The organism is Cryobacterium roopkundense, from assembly GCF_014200405.1.
In the GTDB taxonomy this organism is placed as follows: domain Bacteria; phylum Actinomycetota; class Actinomycetes; order Actinomycetales; family Microbacteriaceae; genus Cryobacterium; species Cryobacterium roopkundense.
Window position 1 is genome coordinate 2,481,265 of sequence record NZ_JACHBQ010000001.1, and the last position, 16,548, is coordinate 2,497,812.

Annotated in this window: 13 protein-coding genes and 1 pseudogene; 9 read left to right on the forward strand and 5 right to left on the reverse strand. The window is 65.7% G+C overall.

The window, feature by feature from the left end:
- On the reverse strand, positions 1-999 hold the full coding sequence (locus BJ997_RS11760) for a glycosyltransferase family 2 protein (RefSeq protein ID WP_052542467.1): 999 nt from the start codon (positions 997-999) through the stop codon (positions 1-3).
- A 183-nt stretch (positions 1,000-1,182) separates the two neighbouring features.
- Positions 1,183-2,820, reverse strand: coding sequence for a S1C family serine protease (locus BJ997_RS11765; protein ID WP_035837935.1), 1,638 nt, complete (start codon positions 2,818-2,820; stop codon positions 1,183-1,185).
- A 139-nt stretch (positions 2,821-2,959) separates the two neighbouring features.
- Between BJ997_RS11765 and BJ997_RS11770 the strand changes: the two are divergent.
- Positions 2,960-4,164, forward strand: a pseudogene (locus BJ997_RS11770) (aminotransferase class I/II-fold pyridoxal phosphate-dependent enzyme).
- Here the strand turns inward: BJ997_RS11770 and BJ997_RS11775 are convergent.
- The gene (locus BJ997_RS11775; RefSeq protein WP_035837937.1) at positions 4,161-5,237 is read right to left on the reverse strand and encodes an alkene reductase; all 1,077 of its coding nucleotides are present in this window, start codon (positions 5,235-5,237) and stop codon (positions 4,161-4,163) included. The pseudogene BJ997_RS11770 and the gene BJ997_RS11775 sit on opposite strands and share 4 nt — an antisense overlap.
- Positions 5,238-5,435: 198 nt before the next feature.
- Here BJ997_RS11775 and BJ997_RS11780 point away from each other — a divergent pair, with 198 nt between their 5' ends.
- The 3 genes from BJ997_RS11780 to BJ997_RS11790 all read left to right on the forward strand — a co-directional run bounded on the left by BJ997_RS11780 (position 5,436) and on the right by BJ997_RS11790 (position 8,702).
- Positions 5,436-6,383, forward strand: coding sequence for an alpha/beta fold hydrolase (locus BJ997_RS11780; RefSeq protein WP_160175899.1), 948 nt, complete (start codon positions 5,436-5,438; stop codon positions 6,381-6,383).
- 166 nt (positions 6,384-6,549) lie between these two features.
- Positions 6,550-7,965, forward strand: a complete 1,416-nt coding sequence (locus BJ997_RS11785; protein WP_152602377.1) for an IS1182 family transposase — start codon at positions 6,550-6,552, stop codon at positions 7,963-7,965.
- Between the two features lie 332 nt (positions 7,966-8,297).
- Positions 8,298-8,702, forward strand: coding sequence for a DUF7882 family protein (locus tag BJ997_RS11790; protein WP_338042543.1), 405 nt, complete (start codon positions 8,298-8,300; stop codon positions 8,700-8,702).
- Here BJ997_RS11790 and BJ997_RS11795 read toward each other — a convergent pair.
- Positions 8,699-9,553: a carbon-nitrogen hydrolase family protein gene (locus BJ997_RS11795; protein ID WP_052541887.1), complete on the reverse strand. Its 855-nt coding sequence runs from the start codon at positions 9,551-9,553 to the stop codon at positions 8,699-8,701. The genes BJ997_RS11790 and BJ997_RS11795 overlap by 4 nt on opposite strands.
- 27 nt (positions 9,554-9,580) lie before the next feature.
- Positions 9,581-10,897 (reverse strand): glycosyltransferase 87 family protein, encoded by a 1,317-nt coding sequence (locus BJ997_RS11800; RefSeq protein WP_052541886.1) that lies wholly within the window; start codon positions 10,895-10,897, stop codon positions 9,581-9,583.
- 245 nt (positions 10,898-11,142) lie between these two features.
- Between BJ997_RS11800 and BJ997_RS11805 the strand changes: the two genes are divergently transcribed.
- The 5 genes from BJ997_RS11805 (at position 11,143) to nadC (ending at position 16,543) form a co-directional block, all read left to right on the forward strand.
- Positions 11,143-11,895, forward strand: a complete 753-nt coding sequence (locus BJ997_RS11805; RefSeq protein WP_035834860.1) for a polyprenol monophosphomannose synthase — start codon at positions 11,143-11,145, stop codon at positions 11,893-11,895.
- A gap of 81 nt (positions 11,896-11,976) precedes the next feature.
- Positions 11,977-12,750: an NUDIX hydrolase gene (locus BJ997_RS11810; protein WP_084140997.1), complete on the forward strand. Its 774-nt coding sequence runs from the start codon at positions 11,977-11,979 to the stop codon at positions 12,748-12,750.
- Positions 12,731-14,056 carry a quinolinate synthase NadA gene (gene nadA, locus BJ997_RS11815; protein WP_035834859.1) on the forward strand — a complete coding sequence of 442 codons (1,326 nt, stop codon included), beginning with the start codon at positions 12,731-12,733 and terminating at the stop codon, positions 14,054-14,056. Before BJ997_RS11810 ends, nadA begins: the two co-directional genes overlap by 20 nt.
- A gap of 1 nt (position 14,057) precedes the next feature.
- Positions 14,058-15,689, forward strand: a complete 1,632-nt coding sequence (gene nadB / locus BJ997_RS11820) for an L-aspartate oxidase (protein WP_052541885.1) — start codon at positions 14,058-14,060, stop codon at positions 15,687-15,689.
- Positions 15,683-16,543 carry a carboxylating nicotinate-nucleotide diphosphorylase gene (gene nadC, locus BJ997_RS11825; protein ID WP_035834857.1) on the forward strand — a complete coding sequence of 287 codons (861 nt, stop codon included), beginning with the start codon at positions 15,683-15,685 and terminating at the stop codon, positions 16,541-16,543. The genes nadB and nadC overlap by 7 nt, the downstream gene beginning before the upstream one ends.
- Positions 16,544-16,548: the final 5 nt, after the last annotated feature.

Below are 16,548 nucleotides of genomic sequence, written 5' to 3' on the forward strand. Positions count from 1 at the left end.
TTATCTTCCCGTGTGTGCCGTGATGTTGCTGGTGAGCTTGAGAAACCCGAGGACAAAGCCGATGCCCCAGCAGAAATGAATGCACGGCAAGACTACGAGAAAGTTTAGGACCGCACGAAACCCGTCTGGACGGGCCACCACGATCGTGGCCCCGACCACGATCGCGAGGTATCCAGCGGGCAGGAGGAAGCCGATCAACAGCCACGGTGTGGTGCCCCAGAGTGCCTGACCGACACCGGCCAGGCCGAGCAGAACGCCCACAGTCACTCCGAGCACCATCACGGGCGGAATAAAGTAGCGGATGCCGTTGGCCGCGGGATACCGGCGCGCGAGTTCTCCGCGCCACAGGCCCGTTGAGAGCATCTGACGGCCCAGCTTCGCGAGGCTCGGCCGCGGGCGGTAGAGCACCCGAAGCCGAGGAGTGAACCAGACCGTGCCCCCGGCCTCGCGCAGGCGACGGTTGAGGTCCCAGTCCTGGCCGCGTTTGACGCCCTCGTCGAAGAGGCCCACCGCGAGAATGCTCTCGGTGCGGAAGCAGCCGAGGTACACAGTTTCCGCCGTACCCTCCTTGCCCCCCACGTGGTGCGGCGTGCCGCCGAGGCCGATGCGCGTGCCGTAGGCGCGCGCGACGGCCTTCTCGAACGGGCTCACGCCCCGGGCATCCATGATGCCCCCCACGTTGTCGGCGGCGGTACGTTCCAGCGTCTCCACCGCGAGTCGGGCGTAGTCCGGCGGAAGAACTGAGTGGGCATCCACCCGAATAACGACCGCATACTTCGAGGCCCGAATGGCGGTGTTGAGCCCGGCCGGGGTGGATCCCACCTCATTGGGCACGATCCGAATGCGGCTATCGACTGCGGCCATTTCTTCCACCAGCTCGGTCGTGCCGTCGATACTCGGCCCGAGGGCGAGCGTGACCTCGAAGGGCCCGGTATAGTCCTGCTGCAGCAGACTGACGACGGCGGCCCGCACATGCGTCACCTCGTTGAGCACGGGCATCACATACGAGACCCCCGGCAGGAGTTGGTCACCACTTTGGCGCACGCGGCTGGCCCACTTTCCGGTAGTTGGGTAGGCGACCGAGCCTAGCATTGCGTCCCTCACGCTGGACCCGCGCACAGCGAAGGCGCCCCCGGGCAATCCGAGGGCGCCTTCATTCTGCGCGGGAAGAAGTGTCGCGGGTCAGCTCGAAAGCTCGCCCACGGTCACGGAGACCGTGGTGGACTGGCCGTCACGCACATACGTGAGGTCTGCCGTTCCTCCGGCCGGCAGCACGCGCACCTGCGCGGTGAGGTCGTTGGGATCCGTGATGGGCACACCGTTGAAATTAGTGACGATGTCGCCAGCCCTCAGTCCCGCCTTCTCGGCGGCTCCGCCCGAGGAGATCTCCATAATCAGGGCTCCCACTGTCGTGCTGGCGGAGTCGCTTGCTGCGGACTGAACGCTTGCCCCGAGCAGCCCGTGGCTTGCCTTGCCGTCGGCGATGATTTCCTGGGAGATGCGCTCGGCGAAGTTGGAGGGAATGGAGAAGCCCACGCCGATGCTGCCGGCGGCCGAAGCGGCACCGCTGCCGCCCGCATTCGCAATCGCCACGTTGATGCCAATCAGCTCGCCCTTGCTGTTTAGCAGGGCGCCACCGGAGTTGCCGGGATTGATCGCGGCATCCGTCTGGATGACGGGCAGGGAGATGCTCCCCGTGGCCTGCGGCGCCGCCTGCTGCGTGCCGTCCTGGTTGGGAATGTCGAAGTTCCAGAAATCAAACGGGTTCGCGCCCTCGCCCTGGTCGGGCATGGTCTGGTCCGGGGTGGACGGCGCGGCCGAGGAAGCCACCGTAATGCTGCGGTTCAGCGCGCTCACAATGCCGTTGGTAACGGTTCCCGCGAGGCCGAGCGGCGAACCGATGGCGATGGCAGTGTCGCCGACGTTGAGCTTCGAGGAATCTGCCCACTGAATGGGGGTCAGGCCGGAGGCATCTGTGAGCTTGATGACCGCGAGGTCTGAGACCGGATCCGTGCCCACTACCGTGGCCGCATATAACGTGCCGTCATTGGCCTTGACCTGAATCGCGGCGTCTCCCACGGCTCCGTCCAGGGTGACCACGTGCGTGTTCGTGAGAACGTAGCCATCTTCACTGAGGATGACGCCGGAGCCGGTGCCGCCGTCTTGCCCGCTAGTGACCTCGATCGTAACGACGCTCGGTGAGGCTTTGGCCGCCACGGCGGTGATCTCGTTAACGCTGTCGGTGTTGTTCACGACGACGTTGCTCGCACCCTGGGATTGGTTGGACGGCACACTCGAACTCTGGTTCGAGTCGGCGAGGGCGTAGATACCGGCGCCGGATGCCCCACCGACGAGCGCGGCGATGGCGAGCGCCGCGATCAGTCCAATGCTGCTGCGGCGTTTGGCCGAATCCTTGGCCAGGGTGGGTCCGACGGGGGCCGTCTGGTTTCCGTCGGCGGTCGCATAGTCCTGGGTGGGTGTCCCTGTCACGGGGCGGCCGAATGCATCCGTCGGGTAGGCCGCCGTTGACGTGGCATCCGACGCGCTCGCGGCAGGACCGGCGGGCGGGCTAGGGTACACGGCCGGCGCTGTCGGGTACACGGCCGGCGCGGCTTCGACGGGCTGGGCGTCGACGGGCAGCACCGGATTCTCGACGACAGGCGGGAAGGCCTCTACGACCGGCGGAGGTGTCTCCAGCTGGCCGGAGTCTTCTGCGGCGCGCGGCGCAGCGGCGGCCTCTCCGGAACCGTTCACCGAGAAAGAAGCGGTCTCGTCGTGGGGTTCGGGCGCGGGACCGGAATCCTGGTTTTTGTCAGTCATGGGGTGCTCCTTCCAAGCAATGTCAGCTTTGCGCCCAAACCTGAACGTTTGATATGGACAGGCTGGGAGCCATCAATGACCTGACCGCCAGTTTCTCACGAAGACGATGTCGTAGTTTGGAACACATGGGGATTCCACGATGACTATTTCGGGTGCCTGGCGCCGCACGGCAGCCGGCGCAGGACTTCTCGCCGCAGACGGCAGCGTGGCGGCGAGCGTTTTTGCGGAAATGAGCGCGCTTGCGGTGCGGACCGGCGCAATCAATCTGGGCCAGGGGTTTCCCGATGAGGACGGGCCTGAGGAGGTGCTCGAGGCGGCACGGCGAGCGATCACCGACGGCGAGAACCAGTACCCGCCCGGGCGGGGAACACCCGGCCTCCGTGCGGCGATCAGCCGTCACCAGCACAGGTTCTACGGCCTGCGCGTCGACCCTGACACCGAAGTGCTCGTGACGGCGGGCGCCACCGAGGCACTGGCTGCGACGATCCTTGCCCTGCTGGAACCCGGTGACGAGGTCGTCACGTTCGAGCCGTTCTACGACGCGTACGGCGGCCTGATCTCCCTCGCCGGCGGCGTTCATCGCACCGTGCCGCTGCGCGCCCCGATTTCCAACCGGATCTCGATGTTCTCCGCGACACCGTGACCGACCGCACCCGGCTCATCATCGTGAACGATCCGCACAACCCGACCGGAACTGTGCTTGCCAGGGGCACGCTCGAGTTGATCGTGCAACTCGCACACCGACACGATGCCGTCATCGTTACCGATGAGGTCTACGAGCATCTGACCTTCGATGTGCCGCACATCCCAATCAGCACCCTTGCCGGTGCTGCCGAACGAACCATCACCATCTCGTCAGCGGGCAAGACGTTCAGCCTCACGGGGTGGAAGGTAGGGTGGCTCACCGCTCCGCCCGCCCTCGTCACGGCGATCCTCTCGGTCAAGCAGTTCCTCACCTACGTGAACGGTGCCCCGTTTCAGCCGGCCATCGCCATCGGCTTCGATCTGCCGGACGCCTTCTACTCAACGGCGGCCGCAGAACTCCGGGCCAAGCGTGATGTTCTCGCGCGCGGGTTGACCGCCGCCGGCTTCGGCATCCGATTGCCTGCGGGGTCGTATTTCATCGTCGCCGACGCGACCAGTCTCGGGTTCTCCGACGGGGCAGAATTCTGCCGAGTCCTCCCCGAGCTCGCGGGGGTCGTCGCCGTACCGGTGACGGCTTTCTGCTCGCCTCGCTACCGTGCGGACTACGCCCCGCTCGTGCGTTTCGCCTACTGCAAGAAGGTCGACGTGCTCGAGCGGGCCGCGGCCGCGCTGTCGGTGCTCTCGGCGCGCGCTTCCTAGGCTCGAACGAGGACGGGGTAGTCCGTGTAGCCCTCGGGGCCGTCACCATAGAACGTCGCGGCGTTCGGCTCATTCAGCGGCAGGTCTTCCTGCCAGCGGTAGGCGAGGTCGGGATTCGCAATCGCGGGACGGCCCACCACGACGGCCTCGGCGTGTCCGTCGTTCAGGAGGTCCAGGGCTTCTGCGCGCGTCGTCATGGCGCCGAATCCGCTGTTGACCAGAACAGGCCCGGCAAAGCGACGGCGAAGGTTCTGCACGAGCGTTCCGGTGGGCTCTGCATGCAGCACGCTGAGGTAGGCGAGGCCGAGCGGAGCGAGGGCGTCAACCAGCGCGCCATAGGTGTCAACGACATCGGCCGATTCGGTCTCCAGAGCATCCTGGATGTTGTGCTCCGGAGAGATGCGCAGTCCCACGCGGCCGGCACCGATGGCATCCGCCACCGCCGTCACGACCTCGATGACGAAACGGGCGCGGTGCGCCGGCGAGCCGCCGAAGGCATCCTCCCGCTGGTTGGACGCTGGGGAGAGGAATTCGTGAAGCAGGTAGCCGTTGGCCCCGTGGATCTCCACGCCGTCAAGTCCCGCCGCGATGGCATTGCGCGACGCCTGCACGAACTCTTCGATCACGCCAGCGAGCTCCTCCGCGTTCAGAGCATGCGGCACCGGATAGGGTAACTTGCCCTCGTACGTTCGCGTCTCGCCGGCGATGGCGATGGCGCTCGGACCCACGACCTGGCGTCCTCCGGTCGTGGCCTCATGGGTCACCCGGCCTGCATGCATGACCTGGGCGACAATCTGTCCGCCGGCCGCGTGTACGCCGTCGGCAACGCGCCGCCAGCCTTCGATCTGCTCGGTGGTGACGAGTCCAGGCTGGCCGGGAAAGCCCTGACCGGCGTGGCTCGGGTAGGTGCCCTCTGTGACGATGAGGCCGAGCGTGGCCCGCTGGGCGTAGTGTTCAGCCACCATCTCTCCGGGAATACCGGCCGCCCCGGATCGGGTGCGCGTCAGGGGGGCCATGACGAGGCGGTTGTTCAGGCGCAGCTCGCCGAGGTTCATCGGGGAAAACAATTTCACTGGTCGCTCTTTCCGTTGTCGTCTCGGTGACAACGGGCACCCTGCGCGGAGTATTCCTCCCTGAGAATCCCCTCGACGCGCTCGAGGGGAAAGAAGGGGGTGTCGGCCAATCCATGCGGCCCCGCGCGACGAACCACAGTTATGACCACCGTCCTCACTCGTCGCCCGGGCCGCCACGCTGCGCCGAAAGCGGCTGTCATGGCGGAGCAGTACAGCCCATTCGCGCTCGAGACGGATGCACGTTATTTCGGCCTCACCACGAGCTCGATGCGGCTCGGCGTCGGCACAGTCTCCGTGCGACACGGACGACGCACCGGCAGCGACACCGCGACCATCCTGCTCCATGGCGCGGCCGGCTCGTGGACGACGTGGACACCCCTGATCTCCGCAGCGGATGCCCGGAGCGCGCCGGAATCGACACAGCGGGCCGCCCTCCCGACGCTGACAGACCTTATCATTCCCGATCTGCCGGGCTGGGGGGACAGCCCGCTTCCCGCCGATGCCGCACGGTTGACCATCGAAACGATGGCCGACACCGTTGCCGACGTGGCCCGCGCACTGGGCTACCGCCGCTGGATTGTCATCGGCCACTCGATGGGCGGGCTGATCGCCCTGCAGCTCGCGGCCGCCGAGTCGCGGGAGACGGTGTCGGTCGGCCTCGTCTCGGCCACAACCTTCTCTGTGATCCAGAGCGTTCGTCATCCGCTGGCCGGATTCGGTTTGCTCCCCGGCTATACCTCCCTGCTGCAGGTTATGCGGCTGCTGCGCGTCACCGGCACAGCCGGACGCGCATTCGTGGCCGGACTCGCCAGGGTTTCGCTGCTGCGTCCTCTGGTGGCACCACTGTTCCGTCACCCGGCGCGCATTCACCGGAGCGTGATCGACGCTCTCGGTCACGAGGTCCGACCCGCCGGCTTCAGCATCGCGTCGGAGCGGGCGGGAACGTACGACGCGGCGGGCGCCTGGGCGCGCATCCGCTGTCCCGTGCGAGCGAGCCACGGCGACTGGGACGTCTTCGTTGCCCCAAGCGATGCACTCCTCCTGCATGAAGTGCTCGCGGATTTCAGCATCGCGACGATCCCGGACACTGGACATTTCGGCCATATCGAACGGCCGTACGACGTTCTGCAGGCCCTGGCCGTCTAGGAGCGTGGGTCAGTAACACCAAAGTTTAAAACGCCGGTCGATTTCCCGGGCTTGGGGTGTTGGTCTGGGAAAATTGCGTATGAGCGATTCTGATGGCCTCTTCCCCGCGACGGAACTTGAGCACGTTGACGTGGTCGTGGATGACGGTGTTGAGGCGGGGGCCGGTGTGAACAAACGGTTCCGGGCATTTGAGCCGGCGGCGGTGATGTTGGTGCCGCCGTCGTTGGATGAGTGGTTGCCGCAGAATCACCTGTCTCGGTTCATCGCGGATATCGTTGAAACTCAGCTGGATCTGAAGAAGTTCTACGCCTCTTACGCGAAGTCGAAGGGGCAGCCGCCCTATGACCCACGGTTGATGGTCCGGGTGCTCCTTTACGGGTATTGTGTCGGAGTTCGCTCGTCACGGGAGTTGGAGCGGGTGTGCGTGGACGTGGTCGCGTTTCGCTGGTTGGCGGCGCAGCAGGCACCTGATTTTCGTTCCATCGCCCGGTTCCGAAAACGCCACCTCTCCAGTCTGGGGAACGTGTTCTTGCAGGCGTTGGAACTGTGCCGTGCGGCCGGAATGGTCTCGCTCGGGCAGGTCGCGTTGGACGGCACGAAAGTGCGCGCGAATGCCTCTCGGCGCAAGGCGATGAGTTACGCCCGCCTGACGGAGAAGCAGAAAGTCCTCGCCGACGAAGTCTCTGCGCTGCTGGCGGAGGCGGACGCGATCGATGACGCGGAGGACGCTCGTTTCGGAAAGGACAAACGCGGTGATGAGTTGCCGCCGGAGCTTGCCCGGCGGGAGTCACGCTTGGTGAAACTGGCCGAAGCGCGCGCTGGCTTGGAGGCAGCTGCAGCGGCGCGGGCGCGGAAAGACGCGGAGAAGAAGGCCAGGGACAAGGGCGACGATGACGATACTGTGGCGCAGAAGGGTGACGACGCGGCGAAGAACGCCGTTGTTGCTCCGAAGGCTCAACGCAACTTCACCGACCCGGATTCACGGATCATGAAGACCGCCGACGGATCGTTCCACTACGCCTACAACGCACAGGCCATCGTTGATGCCGACCATCAGATCATCGTCGCGACGACGCTGACGAATATTGGCGTGGATGTTGAACAGGTCGTGCCGCTGGTCGAGAAACTCCACGCCACGACCGGCGTCCTGCCCCGGCAGGTCCTGGCGGATGCCGGGTATTGTTCCGCAACAAATCTGGACTACGCGAAGACTGTTGAAGATGGCAGCGACGGCCGGACCGAGTTTTTCATCGCGACCGGCCGGGTCAAGCACGGCGAGCGTGTTCCTGAAGTTCCTCGGGGCCGGATCCCGGCCAATGCGACGCTGCGGGAACGCATGGCGCGGAAGCTCAAGACGAAGAAAGGCCGCGCCGTTTATGCGCGGCGCAAAGCGATCGTGGAGCCCGTGTTCGGTCAGATCCACACTCGGCAAGGCAAATTCGTGTTGCTGCGCGGGTTGGAGCAAGCCGCCCACGAATGGGACCTGATCGCGGCCTGCCACAACCTGATGAAGCTACACACCATGCAAACTAAAGCGCTGCTGGCCGCGCCAAGCGCCCTAACAGCCCGAACGGCCACCTAAACATCAAGGCGGGACTGCCCCGGCGGGCGGCAACGGCCCCGGCCTGCGCCGTCAACGCAGCACTGGCCCTATTTTCAGTCGGCACACGAACAACGCCAACCCGAACGACTCAACCACCGGACAAGAAACCCCCGACCGCACAGACGGTCCTGAACGGCAATTCCTCACACCAAGGTCGAATAGGCGTTACTGACACACGCTCCTAGGCCATTTACTGTCCGGGCCCGCAGAAGGTTGGCATTCGCTTGATCCTGGCCCCCAAACAGAGCACACTTAAGGCCCCGGCAAAAATGCTGTGTCAGCGCCGCTTGCACCGTTCCGGCCCTTGAGCGATGACAGAAAGCGACACCATGGGTTCCTTGACCTACGACCGGGTAGTGGTCGAATTCGACGATCGCGTGCTCGCGCACCTACAACTCGTGATCATCCAGAAGTTGCGACGTGGGGAGAGCTTCCTGCTGTCCTGGCGGGATGCCGCTGTCGTCGGGGACGGGCGCAGTTCGGCTTGGCTGCATCCGGCGATTCCGCTCTACTTCAAGTTCGCCGGAGGACACCCGCCCAGCATCAATCCGAATTGGGTGGCCCAGCTCACCCGGTCCGCGAACAGCTCTCAGGGACTGATCGTGACGGGCGAGGAGAACGTCAACGCCGAGCCCGACAAGGCTCTCCGCTTCGAACCGTCCACCAACATCCGAACGGCCGCCCCCTCGCGGGCGACGAAAGCCACACTGCGCTAGGCCTCCGGCAGTTCGACCCGGTCAAGGGCCACCACACCGAAGCGCCGCTGAGAGAGGGCCGGATTGATCGCGCGCACAGAGGAGATCCGTGCCCGGCTGATCCAGGCCACCGCGACGTCGGACGTTTCGCCGATCGTGGCGATCTCGACCCCCATGGGGTCGACGACCATACTCTGACCCACCCCAATCGGCGGTGCCTGGTCGGCGGCGACCACATAGATGGTGTTCTCGAGAGCGCGGGCCGTCAGCAGGGTGCGCCACTGCTGTTCCTTGAGCGGCCCCCGCATCCATTCGGCGGGAACGAGCACAACATCGGCGCCGGCATCAACGAGCCGTCTCGTGACCTCTGGAAAGCGGATGTCGTAACAGGTTTGCAGCCCCACCGTCAGGCCCTGCACGTCAAAGGTCTGTGGGGACTCAATCGCCCCGGCCTGGACACGTGCCGATTCCTGCTCCCCGAAGGCGTCGTAGAGGTGCAGCTTTCGATAGGTCGCTAGGAGTCGGCCGTCGGGACTCAGCGCCACAACGGTGTTCGCGAAGCGCTCCGCTTCATCGGTCACCTCGAGCATGCCCGCAACCACGAAAACCCCAAGATCGATGGCGAGGTCGCGCAGAGCCGAAACGAAGGGACCTTCTAGACTTTGCGCGGCTCCCGCTGAAGCTTCACCGAGCGGCACCTCGCAAAAGGACGAGTATTCGGGAAACACGACGACGGACGCACCACGGCGCGCCGCCCGTGCTGCGAGCACGCGCATGTCGGCAAGGTTTGCCGCTTCATCGGTTCCCGGACGGAATTGCGCGACGGCAAATCCCACGTCCGCTCCAGTTGCTGCCGTGCCGTCATCGCCCATTCGGCCAGCCTAGTCTTCGTGCCGGCATCATCGGTCGACGCGAACCCCGCGTTGTACCCCCTGCGCGTGCTGTGGGGCCTCGCCCGCTACGCCTCCGCGGGCGAGGCCCCACAGCACGCGCAGGGACCAGCCGAACAGCACGACGAGGAGCGCATTGCGCACCGTCAGAAGGAGCACGGCGAAGAGGGCTCCATCGATCAGGGGCAGGTAGAAGACCGGAAACACCAGGGTTGTCAGGACGGCGATGATGATCATGAGGTAGGCCGGAACGCGCCAACGCCACCCATCCTGGGCCACGCCCAGGGCTATGATCGGCGCGATCCACAACATGTATTGCGGAGAGCCGACCTTGTTGAAGACGACGAAGGCACCGACCAGGGCGAGAGCGCTGACGAGCAGCAAGGCGTGGGAATCCTTCGTTCGACGGTGCGCGACCAGCGTCAGCGTGAAAATCACCAGAATGGCGGCGAACATCAGCGGCGTCATCAGCGCTGCTGTCACTGACGTTCCCGGTCCACTGACCTCCCGCGTGGCGATAGCGACATTTTCGTAGATCGTCGTCTGTCGATGGCCGATCGCCGCAAGCCACACCCACGGTGTGGTGACGGGAGCTTCCAACTGCAGCGCGCGATCGGATTGCATGGTCACAAAGCCGGAGAGGAACTGGATTCCGCCGGTCGCCCAGACGAAGGCCGCTACGCAGGCCGTGACGGTTGCCCCGGTGAGGATGACGGTGATGCGCCGACGGGACACGGCGACCACGGCCAGAACCACAGCGGCGGGCCAGACCTTGATCCAGGTTGCGATGCTCAGGAGGATTCCGGCCAGTACCGGACGGGTGGAGAGGAAGACCAACCCGGCGATAACCAAGGGCGCCGTCAACCCTTCCAGCCGCAGCAGCCCGACCGGGCTGAGGACGAAGCTCAGCAGGAGCCACAACCAAGCTGCCTGGTAGCCACTCCGACGGCGGCCACCGGAGGTCAGCGAGAGCACCGCGACGGCGTTGAGCGCAACTGTCATCAGAAACCAGAGGAGTTGATAGAGCAGCGGGCCGGCCACTCCCGCGAGGGCGATCGGCAAGAGGGCACCAATCGGATAGACCCACTCCACGCTGATGCCCTGCCAGACCTCGTGGTTCAGACCCAGTTCGGCCCAGATACGGTACAGCGGCAGATCTCCGAGAACCCGGCCGGTCAGAATCGTGGGAAGCAGTGCGAAGAGAAAGACCGTGTGCAGCGTGATGAACCCCACGAGGAGGCTACGCGGATTCTGCAGACGCAGTCTTCGCGCGGGTGTCAAGGCCTTCAGGGCCGCACTGTCCAGCCGATCAACAATGAAACTCATGCAACTCACCTCAGCGTCGTTACGGCACCCGGGGGCGATTATTCCGGCAGTCTAGCCCCGGTTCCGATACCCGGACGGGGGCTTCACCGCCGGCAGGAGCGTGAATATCGTGTGGAAATGAGATTCACAACCGCGCGCCTGAAACTCCGCAGATCATGAGGATTCGCTGAACCAGCAGGGATTCTCAGTTGGACAGACCATACTTGTGAATCGCACCACCATCATCGAAATGACGAGGTAGTTTCATGGCCAACACTCTGGTGATCATTCCGACATACAACGAATGTGAAAACATCCCGCTCATTGTGGCGCGGGTGCGCGCCAGCGTTCCGGCCGCCCATGTGCTCGTGGTCGACGATTCCTCGCCGGACGGCACCGGCGTCTTGGCCGACGAGCTATCCGCGGCAGATGCCGCCGTGCACGTTCTGCATCGACACGACAAAACGGGCCTCGGTGCCGCCTACCTCGACGGCTTCGGCTGGGGACTCTCACACGGATACGACCAGCTCGTTCAACTTGACGCGGACGGTTCGCACCTCCCGGAGCAACTCCCAGATCTTCTGGCTGCGGCCGCGACTGCCGATGTCGTGATGGGTTCACGGTGGGTTCCCGGTGGCGCCGTGAAGAACTGGCCCTGGCACCGCCGCGCGTTGTCTCGGGGCGGATCAATCTACTCACGGGCGCTGCTCCGACTCCCGCAACGTGACGTCACGGGCGGATTCCGGGTGTACTCCGCGCATGCGCTCGACAGCATGAAGCTCTCGAGCGTCGAGAGTCTCGGCTACTGCTTTCAGATCGACATGCTCTTGCACGCCGTTCGTGCCCGACTCACGGTCGTGGAGGTTCCGATCACCTTCGTGGAACGCACGCTGGGTTCATCGAAGATGAGCGGACGCATCGTCATCGAGGCGATGGGAAGAGTCACCCTGTGGGGCATGACTGGCATGGGCGTGCGGCGCGCTCGCGCCGTCACAGAGACATCCCTGCAAAAAGGCTAGCGATCCTTCCACTTAAGGTCATTGTGACTATATACTGGCCATTCTAGTTAGAGTCACTTTGACCTTTACCTCTGGATACCGATGCCCGCCTCACCCGCGCAACGAAACCCTGGCGCCACGCTTGCCGTGTCGACGGTTATTTTCGCACTGCGTCCGGACGCCAACTCCGGCATGAAGATGCTCTGGCTTCCCCTGGTGCGCCGCACGAGGGAACCGCACCGGAATCAGTGGGCGCTCCCTGGTGGTTGGCTGCCCGATGCGGAGGAACTCGCCGCCGCCGCCGCGCGTACCCTGCACGAGACGACAGCCCTCGCGCCGACCTACCTCGAACAGTTGTACACGTTCGGCGATCTCAACCGTTCCCCCGGCAACCGGGTCGTCTCGATCGTCTATTGGGCACTCGTGCAGTCCGATGAGGCAGCGCGCGCGGCCGAAGGTGACAACGTGCGCTGGTTCGCCGCCGACCGACTGCCTCCCCTCGCCTTCGACCACAACCGCATCGTGGAATACGCCCTCTGGCGCCTGCGCACAAAGGTGGAATATTCGCGTATCGCCCATGCTTTCCTGGGCGACACCTTCACTCTCACCCAACTGCGCGAGGTGCACGAGGCCGTGCTTCGAAAGCCCCTCGACCCCGCCAACTTTCGCCGGTCCGTCGAATCCTCCGGCACGTTGATCGATACCGGCCGACAGGTCGCCGGCGCCCGACATCGCCCGGCCCGCCTCTACCGCTACAACGATTCCGAGTCCCACCCGAACCAGGGACCGTCCGGCAGCCCCAATTCACTCACAGCGACACTCGAGCATGCGCCACAGGAACATCCAGGAGAACCCCATGACGATCCCATCGGTTGACCGCACAATTCAGCTCATCAGCACCGGAGCGGCGTCGGGCAGCACCTGCAGCCCCGATCTGGTCACCGCTCCGTGGGAATTCGACGCGGCAGCACCCGGCTACGGCCCCGGTTCATCGATGGGCGACGTGATCCCGACCGGGTCACCGAGACAGGGGGAATTGCCCGAAACCTATCGCCGCGCGACGCCCGAGGAGCTGGCTGCGCGCATCCGCTCGGCCAAAGCCACCCTCGGTGACAGGGTCGTCATTCTCGGGCATTTCTATCAGCGTGACGAGGTTCTGCAGCACGCCGATTTCGTGGGCGACTCCTTCCAGCTCGCGCAGGCCACGAAGAGTCGGCCTGAGGCTGAAGCGATAGTTTTCTGCGGCGTGCATTTCATGGCGGAGACCGCCGACCTCCTCTCCGGGCCGGAGCAGGCCGTCATTCTGCCGAACCTGGCCGCCGGATGCTCGATGGCCGACATGGCCGACCTCGACTCCGTCACGGAGTGCTGGGAACAGCTCGAAGACCTCTACGGCACCCAGGCGGATGCCTCCGGACGGGTCCCCGTCATTCCCGTCACCTACATGAACTCCTCCGCGGCGCTCAAGGCCTTCTGCGGCGAACACGGTGGAATCGTCTGCACGAGCTCGAACGCGCAGACCGTACTTGGGTGGGCCTTCGAGCGGGGGCAGCGCGTGCTGTTCTTTCCCGACCAGCACCTGGGACGCAACACGGCCAAGGCCATGGGCGTCCCTCTGGAGCAGATGCCGATGTGGAACCCGCGCAAGCCGCTCGGCGGCAGCACGGCGACCGAGCTCGACGACGCCAGGGTCATCCTGTGGCACGGCTTCTGCAGCGTGCACCGCCGCTTCACCGTGGACCAGATTACCCAGGCGCGTCAGACCCATCCCGGCGTGAACGTGATCGTGCACCCGGAGTGCCCGATGGCCGTCGTCGACGCGGCCGATTCCGCCGGCTCCACAGACTTCATCGGCAAAGCCATCGCGGCGGCGCCCGCCGGATCGACATTCGCGATCGGCACCGAGATCAACCTCGTGCAGCGCCTCGCGGCCCAGCACCCCGAGCACACCATCTTCTGCCTCGACCCGGTGATCTGCCCCTGCTCAACCATGTACCGCATTCACGCCGGTTATCTGGCCTGGGTGCTTGAGGGACTCGTGGGAGTCGATGGCCGCGCGCCCGAGGTGCTGAATCGAATCCAGGTTCCCGCGAGCGACGCGGTCCACGCCGAGGTTGCCCTGGAGCGCATGCTCGCCGCCAGGCCGCCGGCCGCCGCACCCGTTCTGGTCGGACAGGCCTGACATGTCATCAGTGATCGTGGTCGGTAGCGGCCTGGCCGGTCTCACTGCTGCGGTACGGGCAACGGATGCCGGACACCGGGTGACCCTGGTGACCAAGGCCACACTTCCGGAAAGCAATACCCGCTACGCTCAGGGCGGCATTGCGGCCGCGCTCTTTCCGGACGACTCCGTGGCCGCCCACGTGCTCGATACCCTGCGAGCCGGAGCCGGCCTGTGCGACGCCGACGCCGTTGAGGTACTGTGCGCCGAAGGCCCGGCCCGAGTGCGGGATCTCATCCGGTTCGGGGTGGACTTCGACCACGACGAGTCCGGCATCGCCAGGGGCCTCGAAGCGGCGCACTCCCGATCGAGAGTGCTGCACTCGGGCGGCGACGCCACCGGAGCGGCCATTCAGAGGGCTCTGGTGGCCACGGTTCGGCAGCGCGCGCGACGCACGAGCCCACGGCCGGAGATATATTCCGAAACGGGAATCATCATCCTCGAGCACACCATGCTCATTGACCTGATCGTTCACGCCGGCACCGTAACGGGGGTGACGGTACTCGGGCCTGAAGATGGCGCGCGCTCGCTCGAAGCTGACGCCGTGATTCTGGCCACCGGCGGCGCGGGGACGCTCTTCAAGTACACGACCAATCCGACCGTCGCCACCGGCGACGGCGTTGCCGCAGCATGGCGCGCAGGGGCTGCGGTGGCGGATCTGGAGTTCTATCAGTTCCACCCGACCGCCCTCGCTGTTCCGGGCACACCGCTCGTGTCAGAAGCGGTCCGGGGAGAGGGGGCGGTACTGCGCAATCGACGTGGCGAGCGTTTTATGCTCGGAACCCCCGGGGCCGAACTCGCCCCGCGCGACGTTGTGGCTCGCGCGATTGCACGCGAGATGGCTGCCCAAGACGGTGACCCCGTACTCCTGGACGCGACAGCCCTCGGCCGTGACCTGCTCGAGACACGTTTTCCCACCATCACCGCGGCGTGCCGCACCGCCGGCCTGGATTGGGCCGTCGACCCCATTCCCGTGGCGCCCGCCGCCCACTATTGGATGGGCGGCGTGACCACCGACGTGTGGGGCCGCACCAGCCTGCCGGGGCTCTTCGCCGCCGGCGAGGTCGCCCGCTCGGGTGCCCACGGCGCCAACCGGCTGGCCTCCAACTCCCTGCTCGAGGCCGCGGTCTTCGCCGACCGTGCCGTGCGCGCCCTGGCTTTTCCCCGCGCCGAACTCGACGGAGATTCTGCCGACCACGCTGGCGTTTCTGATCCAGTACCCGGAGTGTCGCCCGCATTCTCCGTCGATTTCGCGGAGGGATTTTCACGGGGAAAACTGCAAAGTGTGATGTGGGACGCGGCTGGGGTACATCGATCCGGCGCGGGGCTCGCCGCGGCCGCGGAGACCCTCGCCGGCTGGACCTCGCCCGACCCGGCGCACGCCGCGGGGCTGACGGTTCGGCAGCTCGAAGACCGCAATCTGCTCGACCTCGCCCGGCTGGCCGTCACCTCTGCGCTCGCCCGCACCGAATCCCGCGGGGCCCACCATCGCGACGACTACCCTCACGTCCGACCGGACCTGGCCCGGTCTGTCGCCTGGACCCAGCCCACAGGCCTACCCCGTACCACGGCCAAGGAGGCCATCGCATGCTGACCGCGCACTCGATAGATACCGTCGTCCAGGCCGCCCTGACCGAGGATGCCCCATGGGGCGACCTCACCTCAGAGGTTCTGATCCCCCGCGATGCCGTCGCCACGGCGCGGCTCCAGGCCCGGGAGTCCGGCGTATTCAGCGGCGGGCAGGTCTTCGCCGCGGCTTTCCGCCTAACCGACCCGAGCATCACGGTCGACCTTCTCGTCGCAGACGGCACTCCCTTCGCGGCGGGGAGCGTGCTCGCCGAGGTGAGCGGACCGGCCCGGGGCGTGTTGCAGGCCGAACGAATCGGCCTCAATTTCGTGCAGCGGATGAGCGGCATCGCCACCCTGACCGCACGCTATGTCGCCGAGGCGGCCGGCACGCGAGCCCGCATCGTGGACACCCGCAAGACCACGCCCGGCCTGCGCGCCCTCGAACGTTCCGCAGTTCGTGATGGCGGCGGACACAACCACCGTTTCAGCCTCTCCGACACCGTCATGGCGAAGGACAATCACCTGGCCGTGCTGGCGGCCGGCCCGCTCGGCCTCACGGCGGCCCTGCTCGACGTGCGCAGCCGTCTCTCGCACACCACCCACTTCGAGGTCGAGGTCGACCGGCTCGACCAAGTTGAAGACGTGCTCGCCGCCGGGATCGACACGATCATGCTCGACAACTTCAGCCCCGCGGATCTGCGCGCCGGCGTCTACCTCGTAGCCGGACGCGCCCTGGTCGAGGCCAGCGGCGGAGTGTCACTCGAGACCGTCGCCGACATCGCGGCATCCGGTGTGGACATCATCTCGGTGGGCGCCCTCACCCACAGCGTTCGTTCCCTCGACCTCGGTCTCGACGTCGTGGTGAACACCGAAGGCTGAGGCGG